Origin of the sequence: Kitasatospora sp. NPDC051705, assembly GCF_044453265.1 — a bacterium.
Taxonomy (GTDB): domain Bacteria; phylum Actinomycetota; class Actinomycetes; order Streptomycetales; family Streptomycetaceae; genus Kitasatospora.
The window spans coordinates 187,361-206,925 of the sequence record NZ_JBITCO010000008.1; the positions used below are offsets into that span (position 1 = coordinate 187,361).

Genomic DNA, 19,565 nt, shown 5'->3' on the forward strand with positions numbered 1-19,565 from the left:
TCCATCGGCGTCGCGTCGGCGTGCCCGTGCAGCGTCCGGGTCGCAAGTGGCGGCGCCGAGCACGCGTGGACGGCCGGACGAGCAGCAGCCGAGGTCCGCACAGCCGCAGCACCCGTCCGTCACGGGCGCACCCCCGGAGCCGCACGACCGCGGCCGCGTGGAGGTGCGCCGCAGCGCCCGCCGCAGCCGCACCGTCTCCGCCTACCGCGAGGGCGACCGCACCGTCGTCCTGATCCCGGCCCGGATGTCGCACGCCGAGGAGCAGCGCTGGGTCGCGCAGATGCTGGAGAAGCTCGCCGCCCAGGAGAGCCGCCGGATCCCCGGGGACGACGCGCTGGCGGCCCGGGCCCGCGAGCTCTCGGCCGCCTACCTGGACGGCCGGGCCCGGCCCACCCAGGTCCGCTGGGTCACCAACCAGAACTCGCGCTGGGGCTCCTGCACCCCCAGCGAGGGCACCATCCGGCTCTCGCACCGCCTCCAGGGCATGCCGGAGTACGTGCTGGACTACGTGCTGCTGCACGAGCTCGCCCACCTGCTGGTGCCGGACCACGGCCCGGCGTTCTGGGCCCTGCTGGAGGCCTACCCCCGGACGGAGCGGGCCCGCGGGTACCTGGAGGGCGTGGTGTCGGCGGCCCGGCTGCCGCACATCCCGGGTGCCCGGCACGCGGACCGGGGGCCCGAGCGCGGCGTCGACCCGGCCGGCTCCTGCGGCTGAGCCGGGCCGCCGGCCCACCGGCGGGGACGCTGCCGGGAACGCGGACGACGTCGGGAACGCGGACGCTGCCGGGAACGCGGACGACGTCGGGAGGGGCGCGGACCGATCGGTCCGCGCCCCTCCCGACGTTCTCACCCCAGTCGCTCAGCCCGTCAGCAGCCGCGCCCGCGCCACCAGGTCGCGCACCGAGTGGTCGCTCGGCTCCGGCAGGCGGTCGTAGTCGAACCAGCGCAGGTCCAGCGACTCCTCGCTGATCAGCTCCTGCGCGCCGGCCGGGGCCAGTGCGACGTACTGGACGTCCAGGTGGGTGTTCTCCGGCCGGTCCTTGCCGGCGCAGCGGACCTGGTGGCGGTCGAGCCTGACCGGCACCGGGGCGCCGTCGACCCGCAGCAGCACCAGGTCGGGGATGCCGGACTCCTCGACGGCCTCGCGCAGCGCGGCCGACGCGAGGTCGCCGTCGCCCGGCTCGCAGTGCCCGCCCATCTGCAGCCACCGGCCGACCTTGGGGTGCAGGGTCAGCAGCACCCGCCCGGCCGTCGGGTCGACGACGGCCGCGCTGGCCGTGACGTGCGCGGGCAGGCAGGAGCGGTAGAGGCCCTCGGGCTGCGCGGCGAGGTGCGCCAGGTAGTCCAGCCGCAGCTGCTCCTGGTCCGCGTCGGCGGGCCGCCAGCCGTTCAGGGTGCGGACGGCGTCCGCGTGCAGCGAGGCCGTCCCCGGTTCGGTGACCGTCACGCGGTGGGCCCGCCCTTCCCGTCGGTGCCGCCCTCGTCCTGCGTCGGCTCGTCGCCCTTGGTCAGGTCCGGCCTGGCGGCGGAGCCGCCCGCGGCGGCCTCGCCCAGCAGCTTGTCGATGGCGTCGAAGTCCAGGCCGCCCTCCAGCCCGGCGTCCCGGTGCACGAAGGCGTCCGGGTCGTCGAGGTCGGCGGCGGTGGGGAGCATGTCCGGGTGCTGCCACAGGGCGTCGCGGCCCTCGACGCCGCGCGCATCGGCGAGCAGCGCCCAGAGCCGGGCGGCGTCGCGCAGCCGGCGCGGGCGCAGCTCCAGGCCGACCAGGGTGGCGAAGGTCTGCTCGGCGGGGCCGCCGGCCGCACGGCGGCGGCGGACGGTCTCGCGCAGGGCGCCGGCCTGCGGCAGGTGCGGTTCGGCGGCGGCGTGGACGACGGCGTCGACCCAGCCCTCGAGCAGCGCGAGCGCGGTCTCCAGGCGGGCGAGCGCGGCCTTCTGCTCGGGGGTGTCCTCGGGCTGGAGCAGACCGCCGGCCAGTGCCTCCTGGAGTGCCTCCGGGTTGCTCGGGTCGAGCTGACCGACCAGCTCCTCCATGCGGGAGGTGTCGACCTTGATGCCGCGGGCGTAGGCCTCGACGGCGCCGAGCAGGTGGGCCCGCAGCCACGGCACGTGGGCGAAGAGCCGCTGGTGGGCGGCCTCGCGCAGGGCCAGGTAGAGCCGGACCTCGTCGGCGGGGACGTTGAGGCCCTCGCCGAACTCGGCGACGTTCTGCGGCAGCAGCGCGGCCTTGCCGGCCGGGGCCAGCGGCAGTCCGACGTCGGTGGAGCCGACCACCTCGGCGGCGAGGGCGCCGAGCGCCTGGCCGATCTGGGTGCCGAACATGGCGCCGCCCATGGAGCGCATCATGCCCATCAGCGGGCCGGCCATGGCCTGCATCTCCTCGGGCAGCACGCCGCCCATGGCGTTGCCGACCCGCTCGGCGACCGGGTCGACGAGGTCCTTCCAGACCGGGAGGGTGGCCTCGATCCACTCGGCGCGGCTCCAGGCGACGGCGGTGCCGGCGCCGGAGGGGAACTCGGTGACGCCGTCGAGCCAGAGGTCGGCCAGCCGGACGGCCTCGGCGACGGCCGAGCGCTCCGCGGCGCTGACCGAGCGGTCCTTGCTCTTGCCCTCGGCGGGCTCCGCGACGACGGTCTGCCGGGCGATGTTCTTGGCGAGGTCCCAGTTCACCGGGCCGCCCTCGAACGAGAGCATCTGCCCGAGCTGCTGGAACGCGGCGCCGAGGTCGTTGGGGTCGAGCCCGCCGAACATCGCGGCGAACGGGTTGTCGGCGCCGCCCGGTGCACCCGGCGCGCCGGGTGCACCGCCGGGCATGCCGAAGAGCGCGCCGAACGGGTTGCCGGCGCCGAAGCCGAAGGACTGCGGGCCGCTCTGGCCGGAGCCGCCGGCGCCCTGCTCCTTCTTCTTCTGCTCGTCGTCGGGCTTGGCCTTGCCGTCCTCGGGCTCCTCGGGCGGAACGCCGAATCCGAAGGGAAGGTCGCTCACGGGGTCCTCGATCCGGTCGGCCGTCATACGGGTGGGGCGGGATGTGCTGCCCGCCCGGGGCACCGGCGCAGTGGGGGTCGCGCGGGCGGCTCCGGGCGGTAGGCCCGCGCCGGGTGCACCGCGGGGCCTTCGCCTCGGGCAGGATGGACGTACGTGACACACGTCCGTACGCACATAAGCTAACCGTGGAGGATGGCCGGTGAGTTCCCCGCCTTCGGACGTTCGCTCTGGGCTGACCGGAGGAGAGGACGCCCCGGACACCACGGCGTCGCCGCCTCCAGCCTACGGCGGACGGCCGCTCACCGTGGCCGTCACGGGCGCCGCGGGCGTGCTCGGCGAGCGGGTCGCGGCCCGGCTGGTCGCCTCGCCGCACGTGCGCAGGGTCCTCGCGGTGGACGACCGCAGGGGCGAGGTCGCGGGCGTGCAGTGGCGGGTGCTGGACGTGCGGGACCCGGCGGTGGCCGAACGGCTGGCCGGGGTCGACGTCGTGGTGCACCTGGCGATGGACTTCGGCATGGAGTCGGACCCGCGCGCCCGCAGCGCCTACAACGTGCGCGGCGCGCAGACCGTGCTGACCGCCGCCGCGGCCGCCGGGGTGCACCGGGTGGTGCTCTGCACCTCCGCGATGGTCTACGGAGCGCTGGCCGACAACGAGGTGCCGCTGGCCGAGGACTCCGAGCTGCGGGCGACCGAGGAGGCCTCGCTGGTCGGGGACCTGCTGGAGATCGAGCGCCTGGCCCGCCGCGCGCCGCGGGCCCACCCGGGCCTGCAGGTGACGGTGCTGCGGCCGGCCGTGGTGGTGGGCCCCGGGGTGGACACCGTGCTGACCCGGCACTTCGAGGCGCCGCGGCTGCTGGTGGTGGCCGGTTCCCGCCCGTGCTGGCAGTTCTGCCACGTGGACGACCTGGCGGCGGCGCTGGAGTACGCGGCGCTGGGCCTGGTCGAGGGCGAGGTGACGGTCGGCTGCGACGGCTGGCTGGAGCAGGAGGACGTGGAGCAGCTGTCGGGGATCCGGCGGATGGAGCTGCCGGCCGCGCTGGCGCTCGGCACCGCGGCCCGGCTGCACCGGCTCGGCCTGACCCCGGCGCCGGCGGGCGACCTGGCCTACACGATGTACCCGTGGGTGGTGTCGGGCAGCCGGCTGCACGAGGCGGGCTGGCGCCCGCGGCACACCAACGAGCAGGTGCTGGCGGAGCTGCTGGAGCAGGTGTCGGGCAAGCACGCGGTGGCCGGCCGGCGGCTGGGCGGCAAGGAGGCGGCGACCAGTCTGGGCGCGGCCGGGGCGACGGTGGCGCTGGTCGGTACGGCGGCGCTGGTGCGCCGGGCCCGCAAGCGGCGCCGGTTCTGAGGCCGCCCGCGGGCCGACCGCGCCGGGCCGGGAGGGCCGGCCCGGCGGTGTGACGGCCGGCGGGCGAGGCAGTGGCGGGGCCCGAACTTCTCACGATGCGAAATCTCGGAATCGTGATGCGGAAGCCACTTGCCCAGGACCACCCGGAATGGGGAATCATGGGGTCATGTCCGAGAACCACGACCCCATCCGCCTGCTCGCCGTCCGCGACACCCCGCTCTCGCTCGACGAGGTGTACGAGGCGGTCGGCGACGACGCTGCCGGCGGCACGACCGTCTTCGTCGGGACGGTCCGTGACCACGACGGCGGCAAGTCCGTCACCGCGCTGGACTACAGCTGCCACCCCACCGCCGAGCAGGAGATGCGCCGCATCGCCGAGAAGGTCGTCGCCGACTTCCCGGTCAAGGCGCTCGCCGCGGTGCACCGGATCGGCCGGCTGGAGATCACCGACAAGGCGGTGATCGTCGCGGTGTCCTGCGCCCACCGGGGCGAGGCCTTCGCGGCGGCCCGCCGACTGATCGACGACCTGAAGCACGAGGTGCCGATCTGGAAGCACCAGGTCTTCGCCGACGGCGAGGAGGAGTGGGTGGGCGCGGGCGGCTGCTGACCCGGTCGTCGGCGGTGCGGCCGGAACCGGCCGCACACGCAGGACGTCCTCGGTGTCAGGCGCGCCGGGTCCTCACTCGAACGGGTCCGCGACGGCGTGTCGAATACTCCCTGGCAGTGAGCCGATCGGCCCTCCCGTAACCCGGACGGCGGTGATCGCGTTGTCCGCCGGAGTGGTTAATCTGCTCATAGACACGACGAGCTGGGAGTACTGACATGGGTGCGCTCGCCTGGCTGATCATTCCTGTTGTCGCCGTCCTGCTCGCCGCGGTCTGGGCGGGCTGGGCCCAGCGGGCCCCGCGGGCCACCGGGGACCCCGCCTCACTCGCCGAACACCGGCGCTTCATGGCCGCGATGGAACGCACCACCGCGGGCAGCGGCGCCCCCGGGGACGGCTCGGGCCGGTAGCCCGGGGGGCGCCCGCTCGCGCGCGTCCCGTACTGTCGAGGCATGCCACGCCGCTCCGCGACGATGCTCGCTGCCACCCTGCTGCTCATAGCGCTGCTCTGCGTCTCGGTGCTGATGAAGGTGCCGTACACGGAGATGAGCCCGGGGCCGACGTACAACACGCTCGGCAACCAGGGCGGCAAGCCGGTGATCACCATCACCGGGCGCGACTCGTACCCGACGACCGGGCACCTGAACATGACGACCGTCCAGGTCACCGGGGCCAAGTACGAGCCCAGCCTGGTCAACGCGGTGGTCGGCTGGCTGCGGGGCGACGTGATGGTGGTGCCGCACGACAACGTCTACCCGAAGGGGCAGACGGACGCCGACGCCAAGAAGCAGAACGCGGAGGAGTTCGCCTCCTCCGAGGACAGCGCCCGCACCGCGGCGCTCAACCAGCTGGGCATCCCGGTCGGCAACGAGCTGATCGTCAAGTCGGTCACCGCCGGCGCCCCGGCCGAGGGCAAGCTGCACGCGGGCGACCAGATCGTGTCCGTCGACGGTGCGCCGGTGACGGCCGTCGACCAGGTGGTGGCGGCGGTCACCAAGCACAAGCCCGGCGAGTCGGTGGTCTTCACCGTCGTGCCGCGGGTCAAGGACGCCGCGGGGGCCGGCGCCGCCGCCAGGGCGGACGTCGCCGTCCCCACCGTGAAGGCCAAGGACCTCGACCCGAAGGCGCCGGCCGAGCGGGCCGAGCTCGCGGTGGTCGGCATCGGCACCGGGATCCGGCACACCTACCCGTTCCAGATCGACATCGGCCTGCAGGACGTCGGCGGTCCCAGCGCCGGGCTGATGTTCTCGCTCGGCATCATCGACAAGCTCACCCCGGGCGGCGACCTCACCGGCGGCAAGTTCGTGGCCGGCACCGGCACCATCGACGACGACGGCAAGGTCGGCCCGATCGGCGGCATATCGATGAAGCTGATCGCCGCCCGGGAGGCCGGCGCCGAGTACTTCTTCACCCCGTCCTCGAACTGCGCCGAGGCGACCAAGGACATCCCGTCCGGGCTGACCCTGATCAAGACGGACACGCTGGACGGCGCGCTGAAGTCGCTGGAGCAGATCCGCTCCGGGCAGACCTCCGCGCTGCCGTCCTGCGCCGCCGGGTAACGGGCCGCCGGGCGGCCGGGGGCCGGGGCCTCAGGCGAAGGTCGCCAGCAGCGCCTTGGTCAGACCGGGCACCAGGTCCGGGCCGGTGAGCACCTCGCGCGCGCTGTCCTTGGAGCGCAGCCGCAGCGCGATCTCCTTCTTGCCGTCGCGCAGGACGGCGGCGGTGATCCGGACCTCCTCGCGCTTGGGGTGGTTGGCCACCCACTCGGCGAGCTGGGCGTCGCTGGCGTTGCGCGGGCGGGACTGCTCGGCGCCGGGCGGCAGCATCATCCGCTCGACGACCAGGGCGCAGCCGGCCACCGCGTCGGGCCAGGCGATGGTGCCGAGGAACTTGTCCAGCTCCATGCCGGCCGGCAGTTCGTCCTGCTCGACCGGGGTGAGGCCGGCCGCGTCGTCGTCGCCGAGGCCGAGCTGGGCGGCGATCTTCGGGTCGGCCCTGCGCAGGGCGGTGCTGTCCACCAGGGCGAACAGCCGGGCCGGGAGGTCCCAGCCGAGGGTGGCGGCGTACTCGTCGATCTCCAGCGCGGCCCGGGTGAGCGGGGTCGCGGCGGGGAGCTTGGAGACGTCGTCGGGGGAGTTGAGTGCATCGGGCGCGTCGGACATGCCCCAATCCTCACACGTCGGGGGCGCCGGCGGTGCCGGGAGCGGCCGGGCCGGGGGAGGCCGGAGTAACCGTCTGCTAACGGTGGGAACTCGACCAAAGCCTGGTTAAGTTTCCCTGAAGACCGATCGACTCCAGACCACACAGCCGAGGTGCCACCGTGGTATTCCAGATGCCGGAACGCTCAGGGCCGGGATTCCGGCGCAGGGTAGGCCCTCCCTCGCGGCGCGCGCGGGTCGCCCTGCTGACGCTGGGCGTGCTCGCGGTGCTGTTCCTGCTGTTCGTCATGTTCGCCGGCTTCTGGACGGACTGGCTCTGGTTCAAGTCGGTCGGCTACTCCTCGGTGTTCACCACCCAGCTGTGGACGAAGGCCGGCCTGTTCGCGGTGTTCGGCCTGCTGATGGCGGTGATCGTCGGCTTCAACGTCTGGCTGGCGCACCGGCTGCGGCCGCCGCTGTCGGCGATGTCGGTCGAGCAGCAGAGCCTGGACCGCTACCGCTCCGGCCTGGCGCCGTTCAAGCGCTGGGCGCTGATCGGCGTCTCGCTGGTGATCGGCCTGGTGGCGGGCGCCGCGGCGTCCGGCCAGTGGCGGACCTGGCTGATGTGGACGAACGCGACGTCCTTCGGCGAGAAGGACGCGCAGTTCGGCATGGACGTCTCGTTCTACGCCTTCTCCCTGCCGTTCTACGAGTTCCTGCTGGGCTTCGCGTTCAGCGCCGTGATCGTCTCGCTGCTGACCTCGGCGCTGGTGCACTACCTCTACGGCGGGCTGCGGCTGCAGGGCCCGGGCCGGCGCGCGAGCGCGGGCGCGCAGGGGCACCTGGCGGTGCTGCTCGGCGTGTTCGTGCTGCTGAAGGCGGCGGCGTACTGGCTGGACCGGTACGCGCTGGCGGTGAAGACCGGCTCCTACAAGGGGGTCTCCGGCTGGACCGGCCTGCGCTACGTGGACGCCAACGCCTTCCTGCCGGCCAAGACCATCCTCTTCTTCGTCGCGATCATCTGCGCGGTGCTGTTCTTCCTGACCCCGGTGCGCCGCACCTGGGCGCCGGCCCTGATCGGGCTCGGGCTCATGGTGCTGTCGGCGGTGCTGATCGGCGGGCTGTACCCGGCGATCGTGCAGCAGTTCCAGGTCAAGCCGAACGAGCAGGCCAAGGAGACGCCGTACATCCAGAAGAACATCGACGCCACGCGGCAGGCGTACGGGATCGCGGACGCGCAGACCTCCCAGTACAGCCCGCAGGGGTCGACCACCGCGGAGGCGCTCAAGCCGGACGCGCAGACCATCGCGGACATCCGCCTGCTGGACCCGAACATCGTCTCGCCGACCTTCCAGTCGATCGAGCAGCAGCGCAGCTACTACGCGTTCCCGAACACCCTGGACGTGGACCGCTACGGCGCCGGCACCGGCAAGCAGGACACCGTGATCGGCCTGCGCGAGCTCGACCTCAACGGCGTGCAGCGCAACTGGATCAACGACCACTTCAAGTACACCCACGGCTACGGCGCGGTCGTCGCCAAGGGCAACCAGGTCAACGACAAGGGCCAGCCGGTGTTCACCGAGTCCGGCCTGCCGGCCACCGGTGCGCTGGGCGACTACCAGCAGCGGATCTACTACGGCGAGAAGACCACCTCGTACTCGATCGTCGGCGGCTCGAACCAGGAGATCGACTACACCACCGAGACCGGCGAGAACAAGCAGTACCAGTACACCGGTGACAGCGGGGTCTCGCTGGACAACCCGATCACCCGGGCCGCGTACGCGGTGCGCTTCGCCGAGCCGCAGATCCTCTACGCGGGGGCGATCACCGACGGCGCGAAGGTGATCTACAACCGGACGCCGAAGGAGCGGGTCGAGAAGGTCGCCCCGTGGCTGTCGATCGACGCCGACCCGTACCCGGTGGTGCAGGACGGCAAGGTGGTCTGGGTGCTGGACGGCTACACCACCTCGGACGGCTACCCGTTCTCCTCGAAGACGACGCTGGGCACCGCCACCAAGGACTCGCTGACCAACCAGCGCGGTGAGCTGCTGACCGTCGCCAACCAGGTCAACTACATCCGCAACTCGGTCAAGGCCACGGTGGACGCCTACACCGGCGAGGTGAAGCTCTACCAGTGGGACGAGCAGGACCCGGTGCTGAGGACCTGGATGAAGGCCTTCCCGGGCAGCGTCGAGCCGAAGGCCGACATCCCGGCGGACCTGCTGCCGCACCTGCGCTACCCGCAGGACATGTTCAAGGTCCAGCGCGACCTGCTCGGCCAGTACCACGTGACCGACTCCAACTCCTTCTTCAACGGCAGCGACATCTGGCAGGTCCCGGTGGACCCGACCAGCGACACCAAGCAGGTCCAGCCGCCGTACTACCTGACGGTGCGGATGCCCGACCCGGCGGTCACCTCGGCGAGCTTCTCGCTGACCTCCACCTTCGTGCCCAACGGCCGGGACAACCTGGCGGCCTTCATGGCGGTCAACGCAGACCCGGGCCCGGACTACGGGAAGATCCGGATCCTCAAGATCCCCGGCGACAGCAAGACGCTCGGCCCCAACCTGGTGCAGTCGCAGTTCAACTCCCGGCAGGAGGTGGCGCAGCAGATCACCCTGCTGAAGAGCGGCGGGGACTCCGACCTGGAGTACGGCAACCTGCTCACCCTCCCGGTCGGCGGCGGACTGCTCAACGTCGAGCCGGTCTACGTGCGCGGACGCGGCGCCAAGTACCCGACGCTGCAGAAGGTCCTGGCGGTGTACGGGAACGACAACGTGGCGTTCGAGAACACCCTGGAGGACGCCCTCAAGAAGGTGTTCGCCGGATCGGCCCCGCCGACCACCCCGACCGCGCCGTCCACCCCGGGCACCCCGACCGGCCCGTCGACGCCGACGCCCACCGCCCCGGCCACCCCGGCCCCGGGCGGGACGATCTCGCCCGAGCTGCAGAAGGCGCTCTCGGACGCGGAGAAGGCGTACAACGACAGCCAGACCGCGTTCAAGAACGGCGACTGGGTGGCGTACGGCAACGCCCAGAAGGCGCTCGGCGACGCCCTGAAGGCGGCCGAGGCCGCCCGCGGCACCGGCTCGCCGGCGGCCCCGTCCGCGGCGGCGACCCCCGGCGGATCGGCGAGCCCGCACCCGTAGCCCGCTGAGCTGCGACAACCGATTCCGACTCCACCCCGTGCCCGTGCTATGGTTTAACCACCGACGCGGGGTGGAGCAGCTCGGTAGCTCGCTGGGCTCATAACCCAGAGGTCGCAGGTTCAAATCCTGTCCCCGCTACTCAGTGCCAGAGGCCCGGAGGATCCTTCCTCCGGGCCTCTGGTGTTTCCGCTCCCAAGCGGTGGGAACCGCTCCGGTACTATCGACCGTCGCCAACGAGGACGGCTCAGGGGTTTGTGGGGTTGAAGTGTCGGGAAATCGACAAAGCGCCGAAGCAATTTCGTCGGCTTCGAGTCGACCCCGCCCGAATTCGGCCGGGGCAGGTGTACGCGGTTAGCGGGTGATGCGACGATGGGACACACGGGGGACGGTACGCGGCTGCTGATCAGCCGTCGGGTCCGGCGCCTCCCCTGGGGGTCCCCCCGGCCGCGGGCCGGGGCACGATGCCGCGACACTCTGGGGGAGCGGGAGTCGGCATGAGGCTGATCGGCAAGAACGGGTCAGGCACCAAGTCCGCCGCGGCCACCGAGGCGGACACCGACGCCTGGGCGGAGAGCCCCGAGAGCCGCCCCGGAGCCCTCCCCGCCCAGCGCACCAGCGGTCTGACCGAACGTCCGCCGGTCGGCGGCTCCGGCCCCGACAGCCTCGTCCACGTGTCCGCCCGTCAGTTCGCCGCCGCCGTCGGTCCCTACGGCCCGGACGCCGACACCGACGGCTCCGGCGCCGCCGCGCTCGACCCGGCCGGCCTGGACACCACCAGCTTCGAGTCCGCCCTGGCCGCCCGAGAGAGCGCCGCGCTGGAGGCCCGGCACCGCCAGGCCGCCGACGACGGCGACCCGGACGCCGCCTGCCGGCTCGGGACCCTGCTGCTGCGCCGCGGCGACCTCGAGGACGCCGAGTCCTACCTGCGCGCCGCCGCGGCCGCCGGCCTGCGCGCCGCCGCCAACAACCTCGGCGTGCTGCTCCACCAGCAGGGCCACCGGGCCGAGGCCGCCCAGTGGTGGCGCCAGGCCGCGGTGGCCGGCAGCGCGCCCGCCGCGCACGCGCTCGGGCTCCAGCTGCGCGACCAGGGCGAGGAGGAGGCCGCCGAGTACTGGCTGCACTTCGCCGCCGACCACGGCCACCCGCTCGGCGCCTACGCCCTGGGCGACCTGATGGAGCACCGGCGCGACGTGCGCGCCGAACGCTGGTTCAAGGTCTCCGCGGACGCCGGGCACCGCGAGGCCGCCTACCGGCTCGCCCGGATGCGCGAGGCGGCCGGGGACAAGGAGACCGCCGAGACCTGGTACCGCACCGCGGCCGCCCGCAGCCACGCCCGGGCCGCACTGCGCCTGGGCGTGCTGCTGGAGGAGCGCTCCGGCGACGACCAGGCCCTGCTGGAGGAGGCCGCCCGCTGGTACCGGCAGTCCGCGCAGAACGGCGAGCCGCGGGCGGCCTGCGCCCTGGGCTTCCTGCTGCGCGACTCCGGGGACACCGGCGCGGCCGCCGAGTGGTGGCAGGAGGCCGCCGAGGCCGGCGACGGCAACGCCGCCAACGCGCTCGGCGCCCTGCACGCGGGGCGCGGCGAGGCCAAGAAGGCCGAGCACTGGTACCGCACCGCCCTGGACGCGGGCGACCAGAACGGCGCGTTCAACCTCGGCCTGCTCTGCGCCGGCACCGGCCGCGACCAGCAGGCCGAGCAGTGGTACCGCCGGGCCGCGTACGCCGGTCACCGGGAGGCCTGCAACGCGCTGGCCGTCGTGCTGCTGCAGCGCGGTGACGAGTCGGGCGCCGAACCGTGGTTCTCCAAGGCCGCCGAGGCCGGCAGCGTGGACGGCGCCTTCAACCTCGGCGTGCTGCACGCCGGGCGCGGCGAGCAGCGGCAGGCCCAGGAGTGGTACGCGCGCGCCGCCGCGGAGGGGCACGGCGAGGCCGCGCTCCAGCTGGCCGTCGTCCAGGAGCAGCGCGGCAACCTGGCCGGCGCCCTGGAGCGCTACCGGCAGGCCGCGGCCGGGGGATCGGCGGAGGGTGCCTTCCGGCTGGCCTCGGTGCTGGACCGCCGCGGCGACGCCGACACCGAGGCCGAGCACTGGTACGCCGTCGCGGCGGACGCCGGGCACCGGCGGGCGCAGGTGCGGATGGGCGTGCGGGCGGCCGAGCGCGGCGCGCTGGAGATCGCCGAGAGCTGGTACCGGCGGGCCGCCGAGGCCGGCAGCCGCAGTGCGGCGTTCAACCTGGGGCTGCTGCTGGCCCGGCAGGACCGCGAGGCGCAGGCGATGCTCTGGTACACCCGGGCCGCCGACGCCGGGCACGGCCGGGCGGCGCTGCGGCTGGCCCTGCTGGCGCTGCGCCGGGGCGAGCCGGTGCAGGCGGAGAACTGGTGCCGCCGGGCGGCCGACTACGGGCCGGCCGAGGTGGCCGAGCGGGCCGGGCGCCTGCTGGGCGCGCTGCACGCGGAGCTGAGCGCGTAGGGCGGGTCGGGCGTGCCCCGGGGTCACCGGGGTCTCACCGGGGTGGGTCCGTCCGGGATTCTTCGTCGAGGTCTCGCCTTGCCCGCGGGGGTCGCCGGGCCGTGTTACGGGCCGGCGGTGCAGTCAGGGCAGAGGCCGCGGTAGGTGATCTCGGCGGCCGTGACGGTGAAGCCGAAGCGCTCCCCGGCGGGCAGCGCCTCCAGCGGGTCGCCGTGCGGGTGGACGTCGCGGATCGCGCCGCAGCCGGAGCAGAGCAGGTGCTGGTGGGCGCGGTGGGCGTTGGGGTCGTAGCGCTTGGCGCGGCCGTCGGTGGCGACCTCCAGGACCTCGCCGAGGCAGACCAGTTCACCGAGGGTGTTGTAGACGGTCGCGCGGCTGATCTCGGGCAGCCGGGCCACCGCGCGCGCGTGCACCTCGTCCGCGGTGAGGTGCACGTGGTCGCCGTCGAGGACCTCGGCCACGACCCGGCGCTGTGAGGTCAGCCGCCAGCCGCGTCCGCGAAGTCGTTCCAGCAGGTCGCTCATGGGCCCAGAGTAAGTCACGATCCGAGATTGGTTCCAGTGTTGACTTGGACAAAGTCCAAGTTAGGATCGAGTCGTCACGACCGGACACCGCGGAGGCACCCCCATGACGACCCAGGACGAGCTGCGCCCCACCCTCACCACGGAGGCGGGTGCCCCCGTCGCCGACAACCAGAACACCGAGACCGCCGGCATCGGCGGCCCGGCACTCATCCAGGACCAGCTGCTCTTCGAGAAGCTCGCGCACTTCAACCGCGAGCGGATCCCGGAGCGCGTCGTGCACGCCCGCGGTGCGGCGGCCTACGGCACCTTCACCGTCACCGCCGACGTGACGGCCCACACCCGGGCCGCGTTCCTCTCCGAGATCGGCAAGCAGACCGAGGTCTTCCTGCGCTTCTCCACCGTCGCCGGCAACCTCGGCTCCGCCGACGCCGTCCGCGACCCGCGCGGCTTCGCGCTGAAGTTCTACACCGAGGAGGGCAACTACGACCTCGTCGGCAACAACACCCCGGTGTTCTTCATCAAGGACGCCGTGAAGTTCCCGGACTTCATCCACACCCAGAAGCGCGACCCGTACACCGGCTCCCAGGAGGCGGACAACGTCTGGGACTTCTGGGGCCTGTCGCCCGAGTCCACCCACCAGGTGACCTGGCTGTTCGGCGACCGCGGCATCCCCGCCACCTACCGCCACCTCAACGGCTACGGCTCGCACACCTACCAGTGGCAGAACGAGGCCGGCGAGCACTTCTGGGTCAAGTACCACTTCAAGACCGACCAGGGCATCCGCAACCTCACCCAGGACGAGGCCAACCGCCTCGCCGGCGAGGACCCGGACAGCCACCAGCGCGACCTGCGCGAGTCCATCGAGCGCGGCGAGTACCCGACCTGGACCGTCCAGGTGCAGATCATGCCGGCGGCCGACGCGGCGAACTACCGCTTCAACCCCTTCGACCTCACCAAGGTCTGGCCGCACGCCGACTACCCGCCGATCGAGATCGGCAAGCTGGAGCTCAACCGCAACCCCGAGAACGTCTTCGCCGAGGTCGAGCAGTCGATCTTCTCCCCGGCGCACTTCGTGCCCGGCATCGGCCCGTCCCCGGACAAGATGCTCCAGGGCCGCCTGTTCGCCTACGCGGACGCCCACCGCTACCGCGTCGGCATCAACGCCGACCACCTGCCGGTGAACCGCCCGCACGCCACCGAGGCGCGCACCAACGGCCGCGACGGCCACCTCTACGACGGCCGCCACGGCCGGCAGAAGAACTACGAGCCGAACAGCTTCGGCGGCCCGGTCCAGACCGGCCGCCCGCTGTGGGCCGCCACCGCCGTCACCGGCGCCACCGGCAACCACGTCGCGCCCTCGCACGCCGAGGACGACGACTTCGTGCAGGCCGGGAACCTGTACCGGCTGTTCTCGGAGGACGAGAAGCAGCGGCTGATCGCCAACCTGGCCGGCTTCATCGCCAAGGTCTCCGCCGACCGCGAGGACATCGTCGAGCGGGCGGTCGACAACTTCCGCAAGGCCGACGCCGACTACGGGCAGCGGCTGGAGGCGGCCGTCCGGGAGCTGCGCAAGCAGTAGCCCGGCGCGCGCCCCGATGAGCAGCGGGCCCCGTGACCAGATGACTGGTCACGGGGCCCGCACCAGTTCCGGGGCCGCCCGCTCGCCGGAGAACGGGGCCCGGGGCGGCCGGGGTCAGACGCTCAGGCGGCGCAGGGTCTCGTCGTGGAGGATGCCGTTGCTGGCGACGGCGTCCGCGCCGCCGGGGCCGGGGACGCCGTCCAGACCGGTGAAGCGGCCGCCGGCCTCCTCGACGATGATGCAGTTGGCGGCCATGTCCCAGAGCGAGAGCTCGGGCTCGGCGGCGATGTCGACCGCCCCCTCGGCCACCATCATGTAGGACCAGAAGTCGCCGTAGGCGCGGGTGCGCCAGCAGGCGCGGGTGAGGTCCAGGAAGGGGTCGAGGCGTCCGCGCTCCTCCCAGCCGGTGAGCGAGGAGTAGGAGAAGGAGGCGTCCTCGATCCGGGAGACGCCGGAGACGTGGATCCGGGAGGCCTTGGTCAGGCTGCGGCCGGCGAAGGCGCCGAGGTCCTTGGCCGCCCACCAGCGGCGCTGCAGCGCGGGGGCGGACACGATGCCGACGACCGGGCGCTCGACGCCGTCCGGGCCGTCCTCCAGCAGGGCGATCAGGGTGGCCCAGACCGGGACGCCGCGGATGTAGTTCTTGGTGCCGTCGATCGGGTCGATCACCCAGCGGCGGGGGCCGGAGCCCTGCAGGCCGAACTCCTCGCCGAGCACCGCGTCGCGCGGGCGGGCGCGCTGCAGCACGCCGCGGACGAGTTCCTCGGCGGCCTTGTCGGCGTCGCTGACGGGGGTGAGGTCCGGCTTGGTCTCGACGGTGAGGTCGAGGGCGCGGAAGCGCTCCAGGGTGACCGAGTCGGCCGAGTCGGCGAGGACGTGGGCGAGTCGGAGATCGTCGTGGTAGTCGGCCATGTCCGAAACCCTAGCGAGCCCGCCGGGATCGGCACAGCCGGGCTCGCGGAGCGGGACGGGGCGGTCCACGGGCCCGTCGGGGCGTGCCCCGCGGACCTCAGTGCGCGGTGCCGCTGAGCTGGAGGCCGATGACGCCGGCGATCACCAGGGAGATCGAGACCAGCTTCAGCACCGAGGTGGTCTCGTCCAGGAAGACCATGCCGTAGACGGCGGTGCCGGCCGCGCCGATGCCGGTCCACACGGCGTAGGCGGGTCCGACCGGCAGGCTCTTCAGGGAGAGGGTGAGCAGGCCGAAGCTGCTCAGGGCGAACACGCAGAAGCTGATGGTGGGCCAGAGCTTGGTGAATCCCTCGCTGAGCTTGAGGTTGATCGCGAAGCCGGTCTCCAGCAGGCCGGCCAGGATCACCAGGGCCCATGCCATCGCGTGCCCTCCCTGTCGATCGACGGGTCGGACCGCACTGTGGCCCGACTTTCCTATGATCACCAGGCTGGCGCGGTCCGACACCTCGAACGGTGGGGAAACCCGGGGGCGGCGGGGCCGCCGGCCGGGTCAGTCGCCCTCGCGGGCCTCCTTGCTGGAGAGCAGCCGGCGCAGCGAGTAGAGCCGGGCGCCCTCGGCGTGGCCGTCGGCGACCCAGGCGTCGAGCGCGCAGTCCGGCTCGTCGTGGCTGCAGGCACGGGGGCACTCGACGGTGCCGGGCTCCAGGTCGGGGAACGCGTGGATGACCCGGGACGGGGCGATGTGCGAGAGGCCGAAGGACCGGAACCCCGGGGTGTCGATCACCCAGCCCGGGTCCAGCGCCTTCCGGGACCCGGGCTTGGCGCCGGGCGGCGGGGGCAGCCGCAGGGCCAGGGCCGAGGTGGTGGTGTGCCGGCCGCGGCCGGTGACGGCGTTGACGTGGCCGGTCTGCCGCTGGCGGTCCGGGACGAGGGCGTTGACCAGGGTGGTCTTGCCGACGCCGGAGTGCCCGATGAACACCGTGGAACGCCCGCGCAGGTGCTCGCGGACGGCCTCGGCGCCGGTGGTCCCCAGCTCGTCCCGGCGGGTGACCACGTAGTCGATGCCGAGCGGCGCGTAGGCCTCCAGCAGCGGCTCGGCCGGGGCCAGGTCGGACTTGGTGAGCACCAGCAGCGGGTCCATGCCCGCGTCGTAGGCGGCCACCAGGCAGCGGTCGATCAGCCGGGGCCGCGGCTCCGGGTCGGCGAGCGCGGTGACGATGGCCAGCTGCCCGGCGTTGGCGACGACGATCCGCTCGTACGGGTCGTCGTCGTCCGCGGTGCGCCGCAGGACGGAACTGCGGTCCTCGACCCGGACGATCCGGGCGAGCGTGTCGGCGTCCCCGGAGAGGTCGCCGACCAGGTTGACGACGTCGCCGACGACGACGCCCTTGCGGCCCAGCTCGCGGGCCTTCATGGCGACGACCTCGCGCTCCTGCTTGGTGCCCGGGTCGACCAGGCAGGTCAGCCGGCCGCGGTCGACGGTCAGCACCATCGCCTCGGCGGCGTCGTCGTGCTTGGGCCGGATCCGGGTCCGCGGCCGGGAACCGCGGCGTGCGGGGCGGTTGCGGATGTCGTCCTCGTCGGCGTCCTTGCCGTAGCGGCGCATGTGCTCAGTCTCCGATCAGGCGTCCGCCACCGCTTCGCCGAGCAGTTCCGCCCACATCCGCGGGAAGTCGGGCAGGGTCTTGGCGGTGGTGGCCACGTTCTCCACCTCGACGCCGGGCACGGCGAGGCCGACCACCGCGGCGGCGGTGGCCAGGCGGTGGTCCTCGTAGGTGTGGAAGATCCCGCCGTGCAGTGCGCGGGGGCGGATCCGCAGGCCGTCCTCGGTCTCGGTGACGTCGCCGCCGAGGTCGTTGATCTCCTTGGCCAGGGCGGCCAGCCGGTCCGTCTCGTGCAGCCGCAGGTGGGCGATGCCGTAGAGGTGCGACTCGGAGTCGGCCAGCGCGGCGACGGCGGCGATCACCGGGGTGAGCTCGCCGACGTCGTGCAGGTCCGCCTCGATGCCGTGGATCCGGCCGGTTCCGGTGAACTGCAGGCCCTCGTCGGTGAACTCGCAGGCGCCACCCATCCGGGTGTAGATCTCGCGCAGCTGGTCGCCGGGCTGGGTGGTGTGCTTCGGCCAGTCGCGCACGGTGACGCGGCCGCCGGTGACCAGGGCGGCGGCGAAGAACGGCGCGGCGTTGGAGAGGTCCGGCTCGACCACCAGGTCGCGGCCGATCAGGGCGCCGGGGGTGACCCGCCAGACGTCCTTCTCACCGCCGTCCTCGGGGGCGTCGACCTGCACGCCGGCCAGGCGCAGCATCTCGACGGTCATCCGGATGTGCGGCAGCGACGGCACCGGGCCGCCGACGTGCCGGACCTCGACGCCCTGGTTGTAGCGGGCGCCGGACAGCAGCAGGGCCGAGACGAACTGCGAGGACGAGGAGGCGTCCAGCTCGACCGGGCCGCCGTCCAGCGCGCCGGTGCCGTGCACGGTGAGCGGGAAGGCGCCGCGGCCGCCGTCGTCGATCCGGGCGCCGAGCGCGCGCAGGGCGTTGATCACGCCGTGCTGGGGGCGCTCGTAGCTGCGCGGGTCGCCGTCGAAGTGCACCGGGCCGTCGGCGAGGACGGCGAGCGGGGGCAGGAAGCGCATCACGGTGCCGGCGTTGCCGACGTCGATCGAGGCGGGGCCGCGCAGCGCCGGGGTCGGGATGACCCGCCAGGCCTCGCCGCCGCCGGTGCCGCCGGAGTCGTTGTTGACCCGCTCCTCGATGCCGACGCCGAGGGCCCGCAGGCCGTCGGCCATCAGCTGGGAGTCGCGGCTGCGCAGCGGGCGGCGCACCCAGCCGGGCTCGTCGGCGAGCGCCGCCAGCACCAGGGCTCGGTTGGTGACCGACTTGGAGCCGGGGATGGTGACGGTGGCGTCAACGGGGGTGGTCGCGACGGGGGCGGGCCACAGGGTCTCGGTCATGGGGGCCAGTTTAGGGGCCGTACCGGAACGGCCCCCGTGACGGCCGGATGCTGAGAGCCGCCGCCGGGCGCGTCCGGGCCCCGTCCGCGGCTACAGCGGAGCCAGCAGCCAGCTGGCGCCGAGGGCGAGGCTGGCGAGGGCGGTGAGCAGGAAGACGGTGATCCACGCCAGCCCGGGGACGTGGGTGAGGCGGGCGAGCTGGTCGGCGTCGGAGTCGCGGGCCCAGCCGGTGCGGCGCTGGTGCTGGAGTTCGAGGACCGGGCGGACGGCGCCGAACAGCAGGAACCAGCAGCCGAGGTAGGCGAAGCCGGCCTGCACCTCGGCGCTGCCGAACCAGGACACCAGGAAGAAGGCGCCGCCGGCGACCAGCACGGTGAACAGGCCGAAGGCGTTGCGGATGCGCACCAGCAGGGCGAGCAGCAGGACGACGGCCAGCCAGAGCAGCAGGGTGGTCCGCCCGGCGGAGAGCAGGGCGGCGCAGCCGAGGCCGAGCAGGGCGGGGGCGGTGTAGCCGGCGGCGGCGGTGAGGATCATGCCGGGGCCGGTGGGGCGGCCGTAGGAGAGGGTGAGGCCGGAGGTGTCGGAGTGCAGCCGGATGCCGGCCAGCCGGCGGCCGGTGAGCAGGGCGGCGAGGCCGTGGCCGCCCTCGTGGGCGATGGTCACGGCGTTGCGGGTGACGTGCCAGAGCGGGCGGGCGAGGACGGCGAGCAGGGCGGCGCCGGCCGTGGCGAGGACCAGCCAGCCGGGCGGGCCGGGCTGGGTGCCGGTGACCTGGTCCCACAGTTCGCCGAGGTTCCGGTCGGTCGGGTGAGGGCTCATCGTTCTTCTCCGCCTCCGTTCGCTGCGTTGGGCCGTTCGGGGCAGCCTCCCATGCGGGGACGGTCGGGCGGGAGCGGGTGGTTCTG

The 19,565-nt window shown here is 73.5% G+C and carries 17 protein-coding genes and 1 tRNA gene; 9 read left to right on the forward strand and 9 right to left on the reverse strand.

Annotated features, from left to right (window positions below):
• Positions 1-46: 46 nt before the first annotated feature.
• Positions 47-715, forward strand: coding sequence for a M48 family metallopeptidase (locus tag ACIA8Q_RS13670; RefSeq protein WP_396317207.1), 669 nt, complete (start codon positions 47-49; stop codon positions 713-715).
• A gap of 144 nt (positions 716-859) precedes the next feature.
• Here ACIA8Q_RS13670 and ACIA8Q_RS13675 read toward each other — a convergent pair whose 3' ends face one another.
• Complete coding sequence (locus ACIA8Q_RS13675) at positions 860-1,447, reverse strand: NUDIX hydrolase (RefSeq protein ID WP_396317208.1); 588 nt, start codon at positions 1,445-1,447, stop codon at positions 860-862.
• Positions 1,444-2,985, reverse strand: a complete 1,542-nt coding sequence (locus tag ACIA8Q_RS13680) for a zinc-dependent metalloprotease (RefSeq protein WP_360204285.1) — start codon at positions 2,983-2,985, stop codon at positions 1,444-1,446. The genes ACIA8Q_RS13675 and ACIA8Q_RS13680 overlap by 4 nt, the downstream gene beginning before the upstream one ends.
• A 199-nt stretch (positions 2,986-3,184) precedes the next feature.
• Here ACIA8Q_RS13680 and ACIA8Q_RS13685 point away from each other — a divergent pair, with 199 nt between their 5' ends.
• From ACIA8Q_RS13685 to ACIA8Q_RS13700, 4 genes are all read left to right on the forward strand, one after another.
• Positions 3,185-4,333 carry an NAD-dependent epimerase/dehydratase family protein gene (locus ACIA8Q_RS13685; RefSeq protein WP_387907268.1) on the forward strand — a complete coding sequence of 383 codons (1,149 nt, stop codon included), beginning with the start codon at positions 3,185-3,187 and terminating at the stop codon, positions 4,331-4,333.
• 166 nt (positions 4,334-4,499) lie between these two features.
• Positions 4,500-4,940, forward strand: coding sequence for a molybdenum cofactor biosynthesis protein MoaE (locus ACIA8Q_RS13690; protein WP_387907271.1), 441 nt, complete (start codon positions 4,500-4,502; stop codon positions 4,938-4,940).
• A 215-nt stretch (positions 4,941-5,155) separates the two neighbouring features.
• Positions 5,156-5,347, forward strand: a complete 192-nt coding sequence (locus tag ACIA8Q_RS13695; protein WP_360204293.1) for a hypothetical protein — start codon at positions 5,156-5,158, stop codon at positions 5,345-5,347.
• Between the two features lie 42 nt (positions 5,348-5,389).
• On the forward strand, positions 5,390-6,496 hold the full coding sequence (locus ACIA8Q_RS13700; protein ID WP_360204296.1) for a PDZ domain-containing protein: 1,107 nt from the start codon (positions 5,390-5,392) through the stop codon (positions 6,494-6,496).
• 30 nt (positions 6,497-6,526) lie between these two features.
• Here ACIA8Q_RS13700 and ACIA8Q_RS13705 read toward each other — a convergent pair whose 3' ends face one another.
• Positions 6,527-7,099 (reverse strand): PPA1309 family protein, encoded by a 573-nt coding sequence (locus ACIA8Q_RS13705; protein ID WP_360204298.1) that lies wholly within the window; start codon positions 7,097-7,099, stop codon positions 6,527-6,529.
• A gap of 170 nt (positions 7,100-7,269) precedes the next feature.
• On the opposite strand from ACIA8Q_RS13705, the gene ACIA8Q_RS13710 reads away from it, so the two are divergent.
• The 3 genes from ACIA8Q_RS13710 (at position 7,270) to ACIA8Q_RS13720 (ending at position 12,692) form a co-directional block, all read left to right on the forward strand.
• Positions 7,270-10,224: a UPF0182 family protein gene (locus ACIA8Q_RS13710; protein WP_360204301.1), complete on the forward strand. Its 2,955-nt coding sequence runs from the start codon at positions 7,270-7,272 to the stop codon at positions 10,222-10,224.
• Positions 10,225-10,288: 64 nt separating this feature from the next.
• A tRNA-Met gene (locus tag ACIA8Q_RS13715) sits at positions 10,289-10,362 on the forward strand.
• Positions 10,363-10,718: 356 nt separating this feature from the next.
• Positions 10,719-12,692 (forward strand): tetratricopeptide repeat protein, encoded by a 1,974-nt coding sequence (locus ACIA8Q_RS13720; protein WP_360204303.1) that lies wholly within the window; start codon positions 10,719-10,721, stop codon positions 12,690-12,692.
• A gap of 104 nt (positions 12,693-12,796) precedes the next feature.
• Here ACIA8Q_RS13720 and ACIA8Q_RS13725 read toward each other — a convergent pair whose 3' ends face one another.
• Positions 12,797-13,216, reverse strand: a complete 420-nt coding sequence (locus ACIA8Q_RS13725) for a Fur family transcriptional regulator (protein WP_360204306.1) — start codon at positions 13,214-13,216, stop codon at positions 12,797-12,799.
• Between the two features lie 103 nt (positions 13,217-13,319).
• Between ACIA8Q_RS13725 and ACIA8Q_RS13730 the strand changes: the two genes are divergently transcribed.
• Positions 13,320-14,795 (forward strand): catalase, encoded by a 1,476-nt coding sequence (locus ACIA8Q_RS13730; protein ID WP_360204309.1) that lies wholly within the window; start codon positions 13,320-13,322, stop codon positions 14,793-14,795.
• Positions 14,796-14,909: 114 nt separating this feature from the next.
• Here ACIA8Q_RS13730 and hisN read toward each other — a convergent pair whose 3' ends face one another.
• The 5 genes from hisN to ACIA8Q_RS13755 form a co-directional block, all read right to left on the reverse strand.
• Positions 14,910-15,707 (reverse strand): histidinol-phosphatase, encoded by a 798-nt coding sequence (hisN, locus tag ACIA8Q_RS13735; RefSeq protein WP_360204312.1) that lies wholly within the window; start codon positions 15,705-15,707, stop codon positions 14,910-14,912.
• 97 nt (positions 15,708-15,804) lie between these two features.
• Complete coding sequence (locus ACIA8Q_RS13740) at positions 15,805-16,128, reverse strand: multidrug efflux SMR transporter (RefSeq protein WP_360204315.1); 324 nt, start codon at positions 16,126-16,128, stop codon at positions 15,805-15,807.
• 129 nt (positions 16,129-16,257) lie between these two features.
• The gene (gene rsgA / locus ACIA8Q_RS13745) at positions 16,258-17,313 is read right to left on the reverse strand and encodes a ribosome small subunit-dependent GTPase A (protein ID WP_360204318.1); all 1,056 of its coding nucleotides are present in this window, start codon (positions 17,311-17,313) and stop codon (positions 16,258-16,260) included.
• 15 nt (positions 17,314-17,328) lie between these two features.
• Positions 17,329-18,660, reverse strand: coding sequence for a 3-phosphoshikimate 1-carboxyvinyltransferase (gene aroA / locus ACIA8Q_RS13750; protein ID WP_360204321.1), 1,332 nt, complete (start codon positions 18,658-18,660; stop codon positions 17,329-17,331).
• Positions 18,661-18,750: 90 nt separating this feature from the next.
• Complete coding sequence (locus tag ACIA8Q_RS13755; RefSeq protein WP_360204323.1) at positions 18,751-19,479, reverse strand: M50 family metallopeptidase; 729 nt, start codon at positions 19,477-19,479, stop codon at positions 18,751-18,753.
• Between the last annotated feature and the right edge of the window lie 86 nt (positions 19,480-19,565).

Bases quoted from the DNA above. Each gene is read 5' to 3' on its own strand.
- ACIA8Q_RS13690 (WP_387907271.1), top strand. From the start codon at position 4,500: ATGTCCGAGAACCACGACCCCATCCGCCTGCTCGCCGTCCGCGACACC.
- ACIA8Q_RS13695 (WP_360204293.1), top strand. From the start codon at position 5,156: ATGGGTGCGCTCGCCTGGCTGATCATTCCTGTTGTCGCCGTCCTGCTC.
- ACIA8Q_RS13700 (WP_360204296.1), top strand. From the start codon at position 5,390: ATGCCACGCCGCTCCGCGACGATGCTCGCTGCCACCCTGCTGCTCATA.
- rsgA (WP_360204318.1), bottom strand. From the start codon at position 17,313: ATGCGCCGCTACGGCAAGGACGCCGACGAGGACGACATCCGCAACCGC.
- ACIA8Q_RS13725 (WP_360204306.1), bottom strand. From the start codon at position 13,216: ATGAGCGACCTGCTGGAACGACTTCGCGGACGCGGCTGGCGGCTGACC.
- ACIA8Q_RS13710 (WP_360204301.1), top strand. From the start codon at position 7,270: ATGCCGGAACGCTCAGGGCCGGGATTCCGGCGCAGGGTAGGCCCTCCC.
- ACIA8Q_RS13740 (WP_360204315.1), bottom strand. From the start codon at position 16,128: ATGGCATGGGCCCTGGTGATCCTGGCCGGCCTGCTGGAGACCGGCTTC.
- ACIA8Q_RS13755 (WP_360204323.1), bottom strand. From the start codon at position 19,479: ATGAGCCCTCACCCGACCGACCGGAACCTCGGCGAACTGTGGGACCAG.
- ACIA8Q_RS13730 (WP_360204309.1), top strand. From the start codon at position 13,320: ATGACGACCCAGGACGAGCTGCGCCCCACCCTCACCACGGAGGCGGGT.
- hisN (WP_360204312.1), bottom strand. From the start codon at position 15,707: ATGGCCGACTACCACGACGATCTCCGACTCGCCCACGTCCTCGCCGAC.
- ACIA8Q_RS13720 (WP_360204303.1), top strand. From the start codon at position 10,719: ATGAGGCTGATCGGCAAGAACGGGTCAGGCACCAAGTCCGCCGCGGCC.
- ACIA8Q_RS13705 (WP_360204298.1), bottom strand. From the start codon at position 7,099: ATGTCCGACGCGCCCGATGCACTCAACTCCCCCGACGACGTCTCCAAG.
- aroA (WP_360204321.1), bottom strand. From the start codon at position 18,660: ATGACCGAGACCCTGTGGCCCGCCCCCGTCGCGACCACCCCCGTTGAC.